Source organism: Methanosarcina flavescens, assembly GCF_001304615.2.
Taxonomy (GTDB): domain Archaea; phylum Halobacteriota; class Methanosarcinia; order Methanosarcinales; family Methanosarcinaceae; genus Methanosarcina; species Methanosarcina flavescens.
Map to the genome: position 1 here is coordinate 1,700,136 of NZ_CP032683.1, position 18,761 is coordinate 1,718,896.

Annotated in this window: 12 protein-coding genes and 1 pseudogene; 9 read left to right on the forward strand and 4 right to left on the reverse strand. The window is 38.7% G+C overall.

Translation table 11 applies throughout. The features are described from left to right. Positions 1–426: 426 nt before the first annotated feature. Together AOB57_RS07590 and AOB57_RS07600 are read left to right on the forward strand one after the other, a co-directional pair. Positions 427–2,567: pseudogene (locus AOB57_RS07590) on the forward strand (disaggregatase related repeat-containing protein). A gap of 864 nt (positions 2,568–3,431) precedes the next feature. After that, complete coding sequence (locus AOB57_RS07600; RefSeq protein ID WP_054299666.1) at positions 3,432–4,901, forward strand: flippase; 1,470 nt, start codon at positions 3,432–3,434, stop codon at positions 4,899–4,901. A gap of 318 nt (positions 4,902–5,219) precedes the next feature. Here the strand turns inward: AOB57_RS07600 and AOB57_RS07605 are convergent, their stop codons facing one another. Further along, the gene (locus AOB57_RS07605) at positions 5,220–6,176 is read right to left on the reverse strand and encodes an NAD-dependent epimerase/dehydratase family protein (protein ID WP_054299665.1); all 957 of its coding nucleotides are present in this window, start codon (positions 6,174–6,176) and stop codon (positions 5,220–5,222) included. Positions 6,177–6,372: 196 nt separating this feature from the next. Here AOB57_RS07605 and galU point away from each other — a divergent pair, with 196 nt between their 5' ends. Continuing rightward, complete coding sequence (galU, locus tag AOB57_RS07610) at positions 6,373–7,260, forward strand: UTP--glucose-1-phosphate uridylyltransferase GalU (protein ID WP_054299664.1); 888 nt, start codon at positions 6,373–6,375, stop codon at positions 7,258–7,260. 85 nt (positions 7,261–7,345) lie between these two features. On the opposite strand, the gene AOB57_RS07615 is transcribed toward galU, so the two are convergent. Beyond that, positions 7,346–8,629, reverse strand: coding sequence for a UDP-glucose dehydrogenase family protein (locus AOB57_RS07615; protein WP_054299663.1), 1,284 nt, complete (start codon positions 8,627–8,629; stop codon positions 7,346–7,348). Positions 8,630–8,826: 197 nt separating this feature from the next. Between AOB57_RS07615 and AOB57_RS07620 the strand changes: the two genes are divergently transcribed. From AOB57_RS07620 to AOB57_RS07645, 6 genes are all read left to right on the forward strand, one after another. Beyond that, on the forward strand, positions 8,827–9,135 hold the full coding sequence (locus tag AOB57_RS07620; protein WP_226999426.1) for a hypothetical protein: 309 nt from the start codon (positions 8,827–8,829) through the stop codon (positions 9,133–9,135). A gap of 521 nt (positions 9,136–9,656) precedes the next feature. Then, entirely contained in the window at positions 9,657–10,730 is a 1,074-nt protein-coding gene (locus tag AOB57_RS07625; protein WP_054299881.1) for a DUF354 domain-containing protein, read from the forward strand. Beyond that, positions 10,714–11,763 carry a polysaccharide deacetylase family protein gene (locus AOB57_RS07630; protein ID WP_054299662.1) on the forward strand — a complete coding sequence of 350 codons (1,050 nt, stop codon included), beginning with the start codon at positions 10,714–10,716 and terminating at the stop codon, positions 11,761–11,763. Before AOB57_RS07625 ends, AOB57_RS07630 begins: the two co-directional genes overlap by 17 nt. Beyond that, the gene (locus AOB57_RS07635; protein WP_054299661.1) at positions 11,753–12,679 is read left to right on the forward strand and encodes a glycosyltransferase; all 927 of its coding nucleotides are present in this window, start codon (positions 11,753–11,755) and stop codon (positions 12,677–12,679) included. The genes AOB57_RS07630 and AOB57_RS07635 overlap by 11 nt, the downstream gene beginning before the upstream one ends. 66 nt (positions 12,680–12,745) lie before the next feature. After that, on the forward strand, positions 12,746–13,945 hold the full coding sequence (locus tag AOB57_RS07640; RefSeq protein WP_226999427.1) for a glycosyltransferase family 4 protein: 1,200 nt from the start codon (positions 12,746–12,748) through the stop codon (positions 13,943–13,945). Between the two features lie 79 nt (positions 13,946–14,024). Further along, positions 14,025–15,032, forward strand: coding sequence for a GNAT family N-acetyltransferase (locus tag AOB57_RS07645; RefSeq protein WP_054299659.1), 1,008 nt, complete (start codon positions 14,025–14,027; stop codon positions 15,030–15,032). 173 nt (positions 15,033–15,205) lie between these two features. Here the strand turns inward: AOB57_RS07645 and AOB57_RS07650 are convergent, their stop codons facing one another. Together AOB57_RS07650 and AOB57_RS07655 are read right to left on the reverse strand one after the other, a co-directional pair. Next, positions 15,206–16,669 (reverse strand): lipopolysaccharide biosynthesis protein, encoded by a 1,464-nt coding sequence (locus AOB57_RS07650; RefSeq protein WP_054299658.1) that lies wholly within the window; start codon positions 16,667–16,669, stop codon positions 15,206–15,208. 93 nt (positions 16,670–16,762) lie between these two features. Beyond that, positions 16,763–18,727 carry a hypothetical protein gene (locus AOB57_RS07655; protein WP_226999428.1) on the reverse strand — a complete coding sequence of 655 codons (1,965 nt, stop codon included), beginning with the start codon at positions 18,725–18,727 and terminating at the stop codon, positions 16,763–16,765. Positions 18,728–18,761 lie beyond the last annotated feature (34 nt).

The following is an 18,761-nucleotide window of genomic DNA, read 5'->3' on the forward strand; positions in this document are numbered from 1 at the left end:
CCTCTCTTCAATTATTTGTTAACTTTTTCTTAATATTTGAACTACAGTTAAAAAATTAAAAGACTTGAACAATATTTTTATAATAGAATGCTCTAAATTACAGTGTAGACAATAGAAATTTAATTAGAAGCTTAATAATCAATTTATTCATCATGTTTTCGCGGGGGGAATTCATGTGAATTGGAATGATTGGCTTGAAAAAGGGGAGATTTATCCTGAACCCTTTGCTTGTCTGATTTGATTGGATTCGATAGCTTTGGGATGAATAATTCCCCAGAAAGTATTCTATAGCCTTAAATCTCGGAGAGTGGATGCCATTTGAAAAATCTTGCCCAATTTATTAGAAACAGGCTACTAAATTTAAGCAAATTTTTGCTAAATAGTAGAAAAATTTGTAGAGATATTACCACGTCACTATACAAATATATGTATAATAGAAATAATAATGCCCTTAATCATAACCAGGCACGGTTAATTTCTTCAATAAACAAAGGACTTGGAATTTTTTTCCTGGTAGGTTGCCTTATTCTTGCAAGCGTTCCTACTGTTTTATGCAGGACTACAGCGCCTATTGTCTACGTTGCCGGAGATGGGAGTGGAGATTTCAATTGTGATGGAAAGGATGATCATATACAGATCAACCAGGCGCTAAAGTTTGTGGCAGACAACTCGAAATATACCACTGTCTATCTCAAAGGACCTTTCACATATGTTATTGACGACACCCTTCTAATTGGAAGCAATACCATTCTTGAAGGGGATTCAACTGCTGTGATAAAACTGGTTGATAATGCTGGCTGGGCAACAATGAAGCCATTGATCAAGCAGATGAGCAGTTATGGAAATAATAATATCGTAATACGAGGGTTTGAGGTTGATGTAAACCATGATGGGAATCTTAAGGTTGCTAAGGGTAAAGGATATTACAATGTGATTTACTTCCTTTATTGCAAAAACGTAACTGTATGCGATATGCATATGCACGACGGGCATGGAGACGGGTTGAGGATAAAATACAGTGAAAATATTCAGTTTTACAATAACACTATCTACAGACTTGGACACGACGGCATGTTTGCAATTGAATGCCAGAATGTAGAAGCCTGGAATAACACAATAACCTGCAGAACTAACAGCGCCCTTAGAGTCTGGAACTCAAACCATGTAAAGCTACATGACAATCTAATTGACTCTTTCTATCATTGGAGTGCAGGCGGGCCTGGAATCCAGGTCGAGAAATCCGCAGGCATTATGGATGATATTGAGATTTACAACAATACAATCCATCACACATACGGGCCCGGAATCTGGCTTTTCAGCTACGATACCTCTTCGGCTACCCGTGATCAGGGTAAAAATGTTCATATCCACCATAATATTTTCTATAACACTGGCACTAATCCTAGCATTACCTGGGTAGGGGGCATTATAACCAATGGATTCGAAGATACTGTCATTGAAAACAACGTTTTTGACAGCATATATCACTCAGCAATCGCCCATATGGATATGACTGGTGGCTCCTCAACCTATGCACCAGCAGGTGACGGATATACAACAATTGTCCGCAATAATATTATTGTAAATACCCTGCCACGTACAAAAGAACCGAGCGGAACAGGGTACGGAGTTATTAATTATCTGCCCGGAACACATACTTTTGTGTTGGAGAATAACTGCCTTTACAATAATAAAGCAGGCAACTATAAAAACTGCGCATCGACAACTGATATATATGCTGATCCTCTTTTTGCAGACCTGGAAAACCATGATTATCACCTGAAGTCAAAAGCAGGTCGCTGGAACGGAGAAAGATGGGTTAAAGACAAAGTGACTTCTCCATGCATTGATGCCGGTTATTCCCTCTCTGATTACGCTAACGAGCCTGAAGATAACGGAGATAGGATCAATATTGGAAGATACGGAAACACAATCTATGCATCTCTCTCAGGGACTTATCCTGTCGATAATATGAGGATCCTGTATCTCAGGAATCTGTAATTCTAACAGTATCTGACAACCGTTTGCGTGAAAATTCTCCAGAAACTGTTTTCCATGATACATCCTTTATTGATGTCGGAGGATCGAGTATTGGCAGATACAGAGATTTAATATCGTTTAATCTTAGCGAGTATACTGGTGCAGACATTAATAGTGCAACCCTCTCTCTTTTCTGGTATTATCCTGCAGGAATCGCAAGACCTGAAGACACAGTAATTGAAGTCTACAGACCTGCTTCTTCCTGGAATGAAAGTTATGTTAGCTGGAACAAACTGGAAAAAGGAATTGCATGGAGTAATGCAGGAGGAGACTGGTACGATAAAAATGGAGTTTTGCAGGGCAGTACCCCCTATGCAACGATAACTTTTAAAGGCAATACCCTGCCTGATAACAGGTACTACGAACTGGATGTGACAGATCTCGTGAAAGAGTATGTCAGCGGCAAATATGCAAACACGGGTTTCCTGATAAAAGCCCGTAATGAAAGCAATAACTATATTGCTTTCTACAGCAGTGACTGCGGAAATGAAAACCAGGTACCAAGATTGAATCTGGTATGCAGCTAAGGTTATTATCCTCAAATGAGACTTCCATTGCTTCCGGGCTGAGAACAGAGCTCTGTTCTCAGAGCTCTGAGTACCGGATGTTTTGGAATGTCTCCATGTGCTGTGTGAGAAATATAGAGTTCTCAAGAATCTCCAGTAAGAAGAAGTATTTTAAGCAAAACATGTTAGCTTTTAGGAGCATCTAAGGCTAGGTTCGTCAATTTATTAGCGGGATACAGCCAACTGAGTCGTAATATGTCTGCTGATAGTTTATTTACTTTCCAACCTTTACTCTATTGTTAAGATTTGTTCTGGAAATTGCAATGTTACAGGAGCCACTTGACTTTACTATCGAACTCTGAGTACAGGGTTCTGTAGAGAAGTTCTGCAAGTAAAACCTAGATTTATCTACTTTTCAAGAAGTTATATCCAGACATATATTGAATTTTTACCAAAAATATTTAAACACAAAGTCTTTTATCTATTATAGAGACCCCCTTATGGGGTTAGTTGAAGCCTGATTTTTGTTGAAAGAACCCCGCCGAAATAAACTTAAAGTTAACACTGAATATAAGTAAGTAAACTCAAAGTTAACACTGAATATAGGTAGGTAAACTCAAAGTTAACACTGAATATATGAGATATCTCAAGACTTTAGAATTCAAAATTTAAAGGTACTTTGAATGAACGAAAAATTATACTGCAGTTATGAATAGAGCCTCTACTGTGAAGACGGAGAGTGAGCAATATAATCAACGCTCAAAGGATTTAAGTATCAGTTTTTGGATAGTGAGTTGAGTTGAGTCTTAAGAAAAACTATCGTAAGGCTATTTTCATAACTTTCTTAGATCGAAATTACTAAAAACGGGGGTTTTTTAAGGTGATATGGTGTCATATCAAAAATTTGCAAAAGACGTTGGCTTTATCGGAATAGTCCAAATACTTACAAGCCTGGGCACTTTCTTCCTGCTTCCTATAATCACGAAAACCCTTGGAACGTATGATTACGGACTCTGGGCTCAGATCAATATCACCGTATCACTTATCTCTCCTCTTGCACTTATGGGTCTATCTATGGGTTTTGTCAGATTTCTATCCTCTGAAACTGAAACCAAAAAGATAAGGGAGGCAGTATACTCGATTCTCTTTTTTGTAACTGTATCTGGACTACTGGCCTCATTTTTACTTTATATCTTCGCTGAACCTCTTGCAACTTTTGGATTTAATGATCCCAACGCGGCTTATTTTATTCAGGCAGGCTCATTTTTGATTCTCGTGAACGTAATTGAGTCTATAACTCTTTTTTATTTCAGAGTTTTCAGGCAGATCCAGAAGTTTTCTTACTTAACCCTTTTCGAAACGTTTGGAAAATTACTTTTTATTCTCATTCTCCTCAAATTGGGATACGGACTTCTTGGTGTAATAGCAGCGACCTTACTTGTACAGGGGTCCATTTTTTTAATTTCTTTTTCGATTATCATATCACAGATAGGCTTCGTCATTCCCCGGTTTACTTACATAAAAGAGTATCTGCAATTTTCCCTACCATTAACTCCCACTGCACTTATAAGATGGATTACAGAATCAAGTGACAGATATCTGGTTACTTACTTTCTCGGGCTTAGAAGTGTGGGCGTATATTCGGCAGCCTGTTCTATCGGCAACCTGATACAGCTTTTTGTAAGCCCTCTTCAGCTCATTCTCCTTCCCGAGCTATCAAAGCTGTTTGACGAAAATAAAATGGATGAAATAAGAATTTATATGTCTCATTCTCTGAGGTACTTCCTTCTTATTTCTATTCCTGCAGTTTTCGGACTCTCAGCCCTTGCAAAACCATTGATTGGAATCCTTACCACTGAGGATTTTCTTTCGGGCTGGTTTGTAATTCCTATTATTGCCTTCTCCGGCCTTATGGCAGGAATCTTTCAGATATTTGTCAATACGATGTATCTTATAAAACGAACAAAAACCGCAACTTACATCAATATTGTTGCGGCGATTTCGAATGTATTGATCAACATTCTGCTGATACCATCTATCGGAATTGCCGGAGCTTCACTGTCAACTTTATTTTCTTACTTTTTAATGGCTGCGCTCTGTATGCATTTATCCTTAAAACACTTTAAACTTGATTTTTATTTTAATGATATTGCGAAAAGCATTCTGTCCTCAGTAGCTATGTACCTCTTTGTATCTCATTTCGCTATCACAAGCATCTTTGAGCTTTTCGAGATTACAGGCATGGGTGTACTCATCTATTTGGTTGCTATGTTTCTGGTAGGTGGATTCAGTGACTACGAACTTTCTTTAATACGAAGGTATTTATTCAGAGTTGAAAGCGAAGTCAAGCACTAATTAACCTTTATTCTCAAAGCTTTCAGGATTTTTCCCTGCTCTAGACATACTTACTCTACACTCAAATTTTTAAAAATTTATATCCTCTGTACCCGCAGATCACAATATTAGTCTCACTGGAATCTGTAAGTCTGCTAATATATAACCTAGACTATCTGTAAATATATACCCTGGACTATCTGTGTCAATAAGGGTTTGATATATTGTTCTCTTAGTTAGGGAAAGCCTCAAAAGGGTATGCTGGCATAAAAGTGTAGGTACTTTAACTATTATATTGGTCAGCAAAATGATAATTTTGGAAAAACGTTATCAGGGAAATTATACTAATCTCTCCCCAAGTAATGCTCTTGCCGTCTCCCTCACACTTCTCTCCGATGAATAGACTGGCTTCCATCCCAAAGCTTTCATTTTCTCAATCCCTAGCCTCATCCTTGGCACATCGCCTTTCCAGCCTCTGCTTCCTCCAGTATAAATAAATTTAACATCAGAAAGCCCCATCTCTTCTATGACAGCTTTTCCTATCTCTGTTGCACTGATGGTATCCTCGGAACCAATATTGAAAATATTTACTTTATCTCTGCTTTTCTCTATTAAAAATATTATTGCATCAACACATTCCGATACGTGAAGGTAGGATTTTTCCTGTTTGCCATTGCCCAGAATTTCAAGTACATTGGAGTCTTTCTCCAGTTTCTTTATGAAATCTACCGTGATTCCATGTGTACTGCGTGGACCAACAATATTCGCAAAACGAAATATCCATGCCCGCATATCGAAAGTGTGGGAATATGAAGTAATAAGGGCTTCACAGGCCAATTTGGAGGCACCATAAAGGGATATAGGAATAAGAGGACCGTAATCTTCCGGAGTTGGCATAACACTCGCCTCCCCGTACACAGTTGAGGTAGAAGTAAATGCAATTTCTTTAACGCTGTTTTTCCTCATAGCTTCCAGAAGATTGTAGGTAGCCAGAATATTCTGATCCAGATGAACTCTAGTATCCGTGGCTCCTAACCTGACATCAGGATTTGCAGCCACATGGCAAACAATGTCAATATTTCTACAGGCGGCCTCTATAGCTTCCTGGTCAAGAAGATCTCCTTTTATCAGAGTAAAATCCGGATTTTCGAGATGATGTTCTATAAACTGTAATTTCCCTGAACTGAGGTTATCAAAAACAGTAATCTTACTTCCTTTTTCAATTAAGCGGTCTACAAGGTGGCTCCCTATAAAACCGGCTCCTCCTGTCACAAGTATTTTATTCTTTGTAGGCATGAAAAGTTCTCCAGATAATCTTTCATTCCATATATTTTATAATGTGTTAAAATAATCATGATTTGTTCTTACCCCATTCTCTACATGAGTCTAGGGAGATAATGATGGAAAAATTAAAGATGTTATGGTTGAAAAAGTACTTTAATCCAACTGTAAGAATAACCTTTTCACAAGATATTCTATCGGAGGGTTTATACTGACTGTTAAAAAAGCGCTTATTCCGGCTGCCGGACTTGGAACCCGCTTCCTGCCTGCCACCAAGTCAATGCCAAAAGAGATGCTTCCTATTATTGACACACCTGTAATCCAGTATGTTGTAGAGGAAGCCATTGCATCGGGAATTGAAGATATTATCATTATTACAGGCAGAGGTAAAAGGGCAATTGAGGACTATTTCGATGATTCCCCTGAACTCGAGATGCACCTTGCGAAAAAGCACAATACTGAACTTCTAAAGCTTGTAAGGGATGTTTCCTCTCTTGTGGATATTCACTATATCCGACAGAAAGAACCCAATGGACTTGGAGATGCAGTCCTCAGAGCAGAAAACCATATTGGAAATGAGCCTTTCGCCGTGCTTCTAGGGGATGATATTATTGTGAATGACAAACCCTGCACGGCTCAACTCATTGATAATTTTCAGAAATATGGAAGGTCCACACTCGCAGTGGAAGAAGTTCCTTATGAAAAGTTGAGCAGCTATGGAATTATAAAAGGAAAGCCTCTCAACGATTCTCTTTATGTACTGGAGGATATTGTCGAAAAACCATCACCTGAGAACGCTCCTTCCAATATAGGTGCCATAGGGCGCTACGTTTTCACCCCTGAAATCTTTGATTGCATAAAAGAAGCTGGAACCGGTGTGGGAGACGAAATTCAGTTGACTGATGGAATCCGACTCCTCAATAACACCCAGACAATCTACGCTTGCAGGTTCGAAGGAAAAAGATTTGACACCGGTGACAGGCTCGGGTATGTAAAGTCGATAATTGACTTTGCTCTTAAAAACGAAAGTCTTAGAGAGGATGTACTTGAGTATCTGAGAGATATTCTGGTAACGGTGGATGACCCCTCTGACAAATAAGGTCCACATAAATAAGGCAGCTAGAGACCAGAGAAGTTGAACTAATAAGTTTGAATAAAAAAGAGGACACGGTTTCTGCAGGATTTTACCAGCAGAGGCCTTCATAATCTACTTTTTTCGAATTAATTACCTTTCTTCCGTCAATTACTATCTTTTCTTTCATGGCTTCAAATTCGGAATCAAGCTGTTTGAATTCATCCCACTCTGTCATTACGAGGCAAGCGTCAGTTCCCTGAAGAGCATCTCTAGCTTTTCCAAAGTATTCAACTGTCGGAAAGATCCGCCTCATATTCTCGATTGCCATAGGGTCATAAGCTGAAACCTTTGCCCCAAGCCTGAGGAGCTCGGCAATGACAGGGATAGCTCTGGATTCCCTTATATCATCTGTTTCGTTCTTAAAAGCAAGCCCAAGGACTGCAACCTTTTTTCCCTCAAGGTTTCCAATTTTCCTCTGAAGTATCTCGGTCATTAGAATTGGCTGTTTTTCATTTACTTCAATTACAGATTCCAAAAGTACTGGAGAATATCCGATTTCTTTCGCTTTTCCTATAAGCGCCTTTACATCTTTTGGGAAACAGGACCCTCCAAATCCCACACCTGAGTTCAAAAATTTAGGGGATATTCTGGAGTCTTTACCTACGGCTTCCATAACCTCATATGTATTAATTTTTAATCTTTTACAGATATTTCCAATCTCATTGGCAAAAGATATCTTAGTTGCAAGAAGAGAATTATTTGCGTATTTGATCATCTCTGCTGTAGATGGATTTGTGCGGGTGACTCCACATTTAAAGGTTTCGTAAAGTTTCGAGACAAGGTCTCCTGATTTCTGATCAATTGCTCCAATGACTATTTTATCTGGATTCATGAAGTCGTAGACTGCTTTCCCTTCCCTGAGAAACTCGGGATTCATTGCAACTCCAAAGTCTTTTCCAGCTATCTTCCCTGAAGATTCTTCAAGCAAGGGAATGACAAACTTCTCAGTTGTCTCAGGCACAACTGTGCTTTTGACAACAACTACGTGGTATCCTTCTTTTTTTGCCAGGACTGCTCCTATGCTTGTTGTCGCCGCACGGACAATTGAAAGGTCTATGCTTCCATCTTCTGCTGAGGGAGTTCCTACACATATAAAGGAAATATCCGTCTTCCTGATTGCAGATTCATAGTCAGTGGTTGCTGTAAGATTTTTTCCGGCATGTTTTTGTAAAAGCTCTCCTAAGCCTTCTTCATAGATAGGAGGGATTCCTTCGTTTATCTGATCCATTTTTCTCTTATCAATATCCACGCAGATCACTTCATGCCCGACTTCTGCAAAACATGCGGCTGTGACTGAGCCCACATACCCTGAACCTATAACGGAAATTTTCATAAATTGAACCTCTTTATTGAGTGGAGGGGTAATAAATTCCAAATAGTATTTATTTTTTGATAAACACTCTTCTATGTCTCTTCTGAGATGACCAATTTTTCTTATTCATACAATTACTTATCTCATCAGTATTCATAGATTCATATAGTTTAATGCTTATATCCTGTATAGTTAGGGTTTAATATATGTTATGACAATTGCTTTACAGAGATTATGGGGGATTTATAACGCTTTCAATATTTGATGTGGGTACAGAATTTGCTGCGAGAAACTCTCATCCGGATTTAGGCATTTGCTTCCTCTCGACAGATTTTGGAATCCCTGAATACTATCAGATAACTGTCGTGGGTCTAATTGCTCTTCTGGGTATGAAGGAGATGCTACTGGTCTCCAGAGAAGAAGACCGATTTTCTTTAGATTCAGTGGATATGGGAATTTATCCTTTAATTATATGTTTTATCGCTAGTTTTCTTTTTGCAAGCCTGGAAATAATTTTTACAAGGTAAACATCCTTGAATTTATAAATTTCTTTATTTTAAGTATTTCATTCTTACCTTTGTAATTCATTTTCCTGTCTAAATGTTAGAGGGTGAATAATGCTTATTTTTTATTTTTGAAAACCGAAAAATCGTAATCATATTTTCTAAAATTTTTAATTATGTTAGTTCAGTAACTTAGTTTCCATACTTATTTATTCTTAAGTCATTTATCTTCTAGTCGTAATATTGTTTGTTAGTGACTATATCTGAGCAAAAATTTGAGTTTCGTAAGGACACTATTAGGGGGAGGGGGGCGTTTGAGCCAGGGGAACGTTTGATCTAAGGGGACGTTTGAGCCAATGATCCAGAAAAGTAATTCTATGTTCGGGTAGAGTAAGGTATGGGAAGTCTATCTGACAGAAAGGTTCGAAATAAAAGCTGGATAAAAAACAAGATTCAACTGTTATTTTCTCTAAATAAGACATAAATAGACTGTCTATCTGTCTTAGTATTGTAATTATAGGAAATGTTAATTGGGGAGTGAAAAGTTGAGAGTTCTTGTCGATATAGGGCATCCAGCCCATGTTCATTTTTTTAAAAACACCATCTGGAGTCTTGAGAAAAAAGGACATCAAGTAATGGTAGTTTCGCGAGATAAGGATGTAGTTATAGAGCTCTTGAACGCCTACGGGATCCCACATACAGTTTTGAGCAAAGTAAAACCAGGAAAGGGAAATTTGCTTGAAGAATGGTTCATAAGAGAGTTTAAAACTTTTAAAATTACCCAGCAATTTAAACCTGATATTATCATGGGTGTCCTTTCTCCAGCTGTAGCTCAAATAGCCTGGATACAGCGGAAAAAATCCATAATTTTTAACGACACCGAACATGCAATACTGGCTCAGAAGCTAACCTATCCTTTCTGTGACATAATCTGTACTCCTTCAAGCTATCTAAAAAATGAAGGAAGAAAACAGATAAAGTACAGTGGTTATCATGAACTGGCTTACCTTCATCCATCTTATTTTACTCCCTGTCCTGAGATTCTGAAAGATCTGGGGGTAGAAGAAGGTGAACCTTTCATAATCCTTCGCTTTGTCTCATGGGGTGCACACCATGATGTAGGCCAGCATGGAATCAGTAATAAATTATCACTCGTACAGGAAGTCGAAAAATTCGGAAAAGTATTCATAACCTCAGAAGGACCACTAGCAAAAGAGTTTGAAAAGTATAGAATTCGGGTTTCTCCCGAGAAAATTCATCACCTTCTCTATTACGCCACTCTGTATGTTGGTGAGGGAGCAACTATGGCTGTTGAAAGTGCAATCCTGGGAACGCCTTCAATCTATGTTTCCACTCTGGCAGGAACTATGGGAAACTTTTCCGAACTCGAGAATAAGTACGGTTTACTCTTTAACTACAGTGATTCGGAATCAGCTCTAACAAAAACTATAGAGCTTCTCAAGGATCAGGAGCTTAAGAAAACCTGGAGTTTGAAAAGGGCTGCTCTTCTCAAGGATAAGATCGATGTGACCGAGTTCATGGTCAAGCTCATAGAAAACTTTCCTGAAAAAAAATCTGAATTTGTTTTATCTTCGGTCTCGGATGAGTCCTATGCATGAAATACTGATGAAAAACCAGGATATATGGGATCTTTTCACTCGAAAAGAAGAATATTCTCCCAAAAAGTTGGACGAGCACCAGCGTTTTCTTTTCTCCGAAAAAGATCTCCGAAATGCTTCTGAGCCTGAGGTATCTAGGTATCTTATGAAGCATGGGATGCAGGTCGAATTTCCTGAGAACAAATCATTTGCCGTTTGTTTAACTCATGATGTTGATGATATTTATCCACCTCTCTCACACAGCTTATTGTCATCAGCTTACTGTCTTAAGCAGCTGGATCTCAAGGGTTCTGCAGATCAGTTAATGTGGAAGTTGAGGGGAACAAGCTACTCTCCCTACCTTAATTTTTCTAAAATAATGGATATTGAAGCCAGATTTGGAGCAAAGTCCTCTTTTTATTTCATTACTGCAGAAGCCGATCCAGTAAGGTTAAGGTATGATATTGAGGACATAGAGGATCATCTGGGAGAAATCTCAGATAGGGGATGGGAAATAGGTCTTCACGGAGGTTACTATTCATATGACAGTCTGGAAAAAATAAAACAGGAGAAAGAGAGACTTGAAGCTGCCCTGGGGAGAAAAGTCATAGGTTTTCGTAATCATTACCTCAGGTTCAAAACTCCCGATTCCTGGGAAATACTTGCAGACGCAGGTTTCGGTTATGATTCAACTTTCGGGCATAGATACTCAATTGGCTTCAGGAACGGAATGTGTCATCCTTTTAATCCATATAATCTTAACACAGGAAAAGAGATTGATATTCTCGAAATTCCACTTGTTGTAATGGATGTCGCGCTTTTCGCTACTTGCAAATCTTTCGAAGAAGCCTGGGAGCGTACAAAGAACCTTATTGATACTACAGCAAGCCTCAATGGCGTTATTACCCTGCTGTGGCATAATTTCGTTTTCGGTTGCAAATTTCGAAAAGATTGGACCAGGCTGTATGAGAAAGTGCTTCATTACTGCTACGGAAGAAAAGCCTGGATTACAAGCGGGGAAGAAATTTACAGGTGGTGGAGAGATGGGGTCTGATATAAAAGGAAAGTATTTGCTGGTTACACCTGCAAAGAATGAAGAACAAAACCTGCTCGAAGTTTCGAAATCTGTAACAGGACAGAAACTAAAACCTGAGTTATGGATTATAGTCGACGACGGGAGTACCGATAGGACACCACGTATTCTCGAAGACTTGCAGGCAAATCATTCCTGGATCCATAGCATAAGATTGCCTCCCAGACCAAGAGACATTACTTTTCACTATAGCTATGTCTGCAAACAGGGCTTTGATTATGCGCTTGAGTATTGCAGAGAAAATAATATTGAGTTCGAGTATATAGGCCTTCTTGATGCCGATACAGTTCTGGAGGAGAACTATTTTAAGAAACTTCTGGCTGAGTTTGAAAAGGATAATTCTATTGGAATTGTAAGCGGTGGGATATATTATGATACTGACGGAAAGCTTTCTCTAGAAGTGACTAACAAAAATCTCCCTCGTGGAACAGGAAGGATCTGGAGGAAAGAATGCTTCTTTGAGACTGGCGGCTACCAGGTGGAACCATCTCCAGATTCGATTTCCAATATAAAAGCTCTCATGCGAGGCTGGCAGCTCATACAATATGCTGATGTCGTTCAGATACAGAAACGTAAAACAAGTGCAGCAGATGGACTCTGGAGTGGATATATTAAAAATGGCTGGATGGCTTACTATCTTGGGAAAAAACCTCTCATTGCTCTCGTAAACGTGCTTTATTTCTCATTGAAACCTCCCTATTATACAGGTGCTGCTTACTTCTTGGGTTATTTTAGTTCGGCAATCAGAAAGGAGAAAAGAATTCAAGATCCTGAAATCAGGAATTACTACAGAAATCAGGGACTTTCAGGATTATTATCCCAAATCCCGGGAATGTCCAGCCATAACCCAAGAGATTTACGGGAAGGAGAGCCGTGAATAGTAGCAACGTTTTGAAAAAGCAGTTTACTCACAGGTGATAATTTGAAGATGCTTTTCTTGGATATGGTAAGACCCCTTTCTCTTGCCGATGGCTCACTTATCCATAGATACGAACTTGTTAGCAATCTAGCCAGGTTTGAAAATGAAATCCATATATTTACTGCTGGTAGTACTTCTCTCTCGAATATCGAGAATATACATAGCCATAATATCCCACCTGGAAATTTCCTTTCACTTACTGTCAATTACTTCAGCAGTTCTATAAGCCTTCTCAGTTCCGAGACTTTTGATGTGTTATATACCCGCAATCCCAATTTTGGATTTCTTGCTGGACTTTTCTGTAAAACCAGATGTAAAAAAATAGTTTACGAGTTAAATGGAATTCCTGAGGATGAAAAGAATCTTCTCAGAACAAAATATGAGGAAGATAGATTTTCGCAACCACGCAAAAAGAATTATTTTTCAAACCAATATTTCTCTGTGCATGCAAGGCTTAAACTATTTATTCTCAAAAAAGCTCTCGGGTTTTCAGACAGAATTATTGCTGTGACTCCAGGTATAAAAACAAATCTTGAGAAGATATATAACATTCCTGGAGAAAAAATAGTCGTAGTCTCCAATGGAGCAAATACCTCCTTGTTCAGGCCGAAGGAACAGGAAATCTGTAGAAAAAAACTCGGTCTGGATCTTGGAACTCCCTATATATGTTTTGTGGGCAATCTTGCTCCCTGGCAGGGGATCGAGTATTTGGTAAAGGCAGTTCCATCTATACTTTCCAGGATTCCAGAATGCCGTTTCCTGATTGTCGGAGATGGGGTTATGAAAGATAACCTTCTCAAGCTCTGCAGGGAGCTCGGAGTTGAGGATAAGTTCATTTTTACAGGTGTGGTTGCCTACGATCGTGTGCCTCTTTACATTAATGCGAGTGATATATGTGTAGCTCCTTTTATACTTGCCAGAAATGCAAAAATAGGTCTTTCTCCCCTGAAATTATACGAGTACATGGCTTGCGGAAAACCTGTAGTTGCAAGTAATATTAGTGGTGTTTCCGATGTACTAGAGGCTTCAGGAGGAGGAATTCCTGTCCTTCCTGAAAACCCGAATGCTCTTGCAGAAGGAATCATAAAAGTGCTTGAAAATCCGGGCTTGGGGAAGAAACTGGGCTCAAAAGGTTTAAGTTATGTTACTGAAAATTACAGCTGGTACAGCGTTGCGAAAAAGGTTAACGAAGTCTGCAAATCAGTACTCGAAGCCGAGAACTGAGAATTCGAAATTAATTGATGTTTTTCCTATAACTCAATAAATCACAGATAAGATAGTATCTATTTGCACGGGGCTTAAAATGGAAGGAATTGAAGTTAGAGAATTAGCGCCATCCGAATACAAAGAATGGGATTTGCTTGTAGAGAAAGCTCAACCTGGTACACTTTTCCACACCAGTGAATGGCTTGGAATTTGCAGGGATGTCCTGTCAAAAGATCTCAAAATCTACGGCTGTTTCAGAAAGGGAGAACTTGTAGGAGGCTGTCCGCTTTTTGTTAAAAACATTAAGGGAGTCTTGAAAGTAGCAACCTCGACCTGTGATATGACCAGCTATAGTGGACCTCTTATAAAAGAGAGCGCCAGTTCCAGGGCAAGTAAACGTATACAGGAGACTCACGAAATTCTTAATCCCCTCAGGGAGTTTCTTTGCAAGCAGGGATTTGATAGTATTCATCTTACGTTTTCTCCCGGGTTTAAGGATGTAAGACCTTTTACCTGGTATGGATGGGATTCCACCGTGCATTATACTCATTACTTAAATCTGAAAGATAGTGTGGACAACAACCTTTCAAGAAAGATCCGCAGAGAACTCAGAACTGCAAACGAGGCAGGACTTAAGACCAGGGCATGGAATGATCCTGAGACATATTACCATCTGCTCTCAATGGTTTACGAAAAACAGAATTTAGCACCTCCCCTTCCCAGAGAGTTTTTTGAGAGAGTATTTAAACTGATTCAGGAAAAAGATATTGGTTATATGTTTGTCACAGAGACTCCTGAAGGTGAAGCTGTTGCAGCTCACCTGAATCTGTATGGAAAGAAATGCACCATAACCTGGACCTCAGCCCTGAACCCGGATTTTGGCCGTCTGGGTCCTAATGCTCTTCTATATTATAATGAATTTCTTGATCTGAAGTCCCGAAACTTCGAGTACATGAATGTAATGGCAGCGAATATTCCCAGGTTTGCGGATTTTATCATGGGTTTCTCTCCTGAGCTAATTCCCTATTATAGCGTGACTCTGGAGAGCAAAAAATATTCAATCGCAAAAACCCTGTATAAAATCACCCACAAAGAAACTTACTAACAGAACCGGTTTTTTCTTAGAATTATAAAATCGGGAAAATCCCAATTTAATTTTTATATTTTTTCTAATCGGACTTTTTCCTGACCAGATACTTTTTTCTTTGTAAATGGAATGTTTTAGAAGTTTTCAGCTTTTTCTTAAAGTTATTTCTCTGAAAAGGTTTGATTTCCTGTTCAGGTTTTGTTTTTTATATTTACGAGAAAAGCCGAAAATATCCTCCTGAATGCAGGGTCGTCACGAAGGGTTAGACCGTAATAAATTGGAGTTATGATGGCAGTTGCAATAAGGATAATATAAAAGTTTACGGAGAACGCTTCAAGCAGAATTAATGGGATCGAGACAGCGATTCCTATTGCGGCATATTTAACAAGGATCTCTACGCTTTCCATTCTATTAATTCCTACAAGATTAAGCAAATACGCATTGTTCCAGAGCCAGAATACAACTCCTGTAAAGCTGAACAGTCCGAGGGCAAACTCAGGGCTTCCGTACATTCCCCCTATAACCAGTGCTACTATCCTGGAGACAAGAAGAACCATGCTGAAGGTGAGCCAGATCTTCTGTTTCTCAAAGACGCTATAAAGGGTTGAGATAGGCGAGGACAAAAAAACGAGGAATATCCAGGGTACAAGGATTTTCACATAAGTGCCTGATACATGCCAGCCCTCTCCGAAAGCAAATGTAAAGATTTCCTCTCCCAAGATCAGCAGAAGTATCATTGGGAATATTCCTATTAGAATTAGCTTTTTGTAAACCTCGCTAACAATAGTTTTCATATCCCCTTCTCCATTCCCGTTCTTTACCTCACTGATTTTCTGGAAGAAAACCTGCTGTATAGCTGTCCCGATAAGCCCCATAGGCATATTTACTACTTGATTCGCAAGCGAAAAATATCCGACAACGCTTGTACTGTAAAAGTACACAAGCAAAAAGGTAGGCACCTGTGGCGAAATCGAGTTTGCGAGTGTGGACCAGGAACTAAATAAGGGAAAATTTTTATACCGAATAGCTAGTTCTTTCATTTTTTTTATCGAAACTTTCTTGAAGATTTTTAAATCTTCTTTTGCACCCTTGAGCATGAACAGGTCCGCTAACCCGTATCCAACTGTGTATCCTGCTATGAGACCCAGAGGCGATACTGCACTCCATATTGGGGTAACTAACTGTAATATTTTGGTTGACAATGTGTTTAAAACTCTGGAGCCTGCTATAATTCCAAAACGTACTTTTCTTGAAAGCCAGTAATTCTGCACGAAGAAAAGGCCGTTAAAAAATACTATTAGAGGTAGATAAATTAAATATTCTGAGATTCCAGGAGCATTAAGGATTCGCTCAATTTTATCTGGGAATATTATTACAGTTGCAGCTGTGAGTAAAGATATAAGGGTAACTAATACCGAACAAAGAAAGACTATGTTTGCGGAATCTTCATCGGTTTTTGGTAGCATAATAGCATACTGGTATGAAAAAGTAGAGAAAATTACCAGTATACCTGATACCGAAACGAAAAGCTGAAAAACTCCTAAGTCATCAGGGCTGTAAATTCTAGTAATTAGGGGTACAAGAAGTATAGCCAGAATCTGTGAAGCAACACTTCCTGATACAAGTTTCAAAACATTAGTGATAAAGTTTGACATGCTATTTTCAACTCTAAAAATATAGGCTCCAGATACATGGGTTCTTCTTTCATTTCCCAATTAGTAAATGGAGTTTATCCTGGGCTTTTGATTTCAGGCCGTTTTTTCTTCCTTTATGTAAGCAAACACTTCTTCATTATCATATACACGGGCATAATCATATGTTTTAAATCTGTTGAAGAATTCTTCTGGCATCTTCTGGATAAAGTTCACTCCATAACGTTCAGGATCATTAATGGATACTGGTTCTTTCAAAGTTGACTTTCTCAGCAAGACCATGGGATTACCAGCAATCTCTCCAGTCTGTATATGCTGAATGTTAAAATATGTTGCGTTACTTGAATCATATCCCCTATCCCTGTAAAAAAGACAACTGTCATATGGAGAATCCATCAGGATGTTTCCGGAGTGTCTTGCTGTTATTGTCTTTACTGCTTCGATTTCAACCTCTTTGAACTGGTTCCTGACGGTTGTATCCTTTGCAACAAGAGGGTTGTCTTTATTTATGCCTGGCGTGGTTACCATCACAAATGAAAACAATGAAATGATTATGAAAATTGCAAGCACCTTTGCTTTTTTCGAATTAAAGAGACTCACTAATTTTAACATATATGAAGCAGCTACAAGTACCAGAAACACTGCTATCAGCGGAAACCATCGGCTTGTCAGAAAATTTCTCATTCCGAGTAGAGGAATGCCATATGCAAGACCGTACAGAATTACAACCACAAGAGCAACGGAGAATTTGTTTATATTTTTGACATCCCTGCCAGAAAACCAGGCTAATACTCCTCCTATTGCGAAAAATGGCAAAGCAAGATAGCTTATGTGAAGTAAGAGTACTTCCAGTGATTCCTGATTATTTGCGGAGCCTAAAATGAGCTCCTCGCTTGAGTAGCTTGTTCCTACCTCAATTACATCCATAAGAGGAGCGAGAACCATCTCAAGAAATGAGGTGTTCGGATTGACAAATGTGAACATCCAGTATGTTTGTAAGCTAATAACAAAAAAGAGCATATAATTAAAGCTGTTTGTTTTGATAGGGAGACTCTTATAAACATGGTTGTGCAGATATTTGCCTGCATAGATTGAAGCTAAAGAAAGAAGTACTACAAAAGTGGTCAACTGGTGGGTTAGAACCATTAAAATAGTAGCTATTAGGATAAATCCTGTGTATCTCAAGCTCTGTTTCTCGCTAAAGATCGCATATATAATAAATATAAAGTAGCAGAGAACAAGTGAGCCAGGAGTTATATTTGCAATGCCAGCAACGATGTTATGATTATTTAAGTTTATTAGCAAAGTCGCCAGCAAACCCATCTGAGGACCTTCAAGTTTCTTTCCTATGAGGTAGATGACTAGAGTACTGAAAACACTGACAAATCCTATGGAGTAAAATATTGCGTCTTTAACATCTGTTTTACCCATTATCTGAGTCACTGAGATAAAAATGTGAGCAAGTGGATAATAGAAATATTTACCACTTATCTCAATCGGAGCAATGGACCCGGTATCAGTAATAAACCGTGCCATACTGGCATGGAAATAAGCATCGTAGCCCATAAGGCTCGGAAAATTGTAAAAAATCCCTACTCTTATGAGAATCGATAAAAGGAATATTTGCAGTAGTATGGATGCTACGCTGTCGCCCTTCCTAATATAAAGGATCTGAGAGGCAATAATGGCTGCAAGGACACATATCAATATGAAATAAGATATGGGCCTGTAATATAGATTCATACTGTATATTAAAACGCATATCAGAAAAATGAGATAGAATGAGATTCCCAGTATACTTTTTAATCTGTCTTCTTGGGAAGATATCGCAGCCTCGCTTTTAAATTTATTTCTGAATACGAAGTAGATAAAGCAGGAAGAGAGAACGGCTATGCCAATATCTTTCTGGTTTAGATTGATTATATAATATAAAGAAATAATAAATAAACCTAAACCGAATCCCATGACGCTAAGAATTACATCAAGGTTTTTCGTAAGCTCCTCTGCGTATCTTTTTGCAGTTTCCATATAACCCCACAGATCAATAACTTTTATAATCAAACCATACCAAGTTAAAATATTTTTTGCCTGTAAA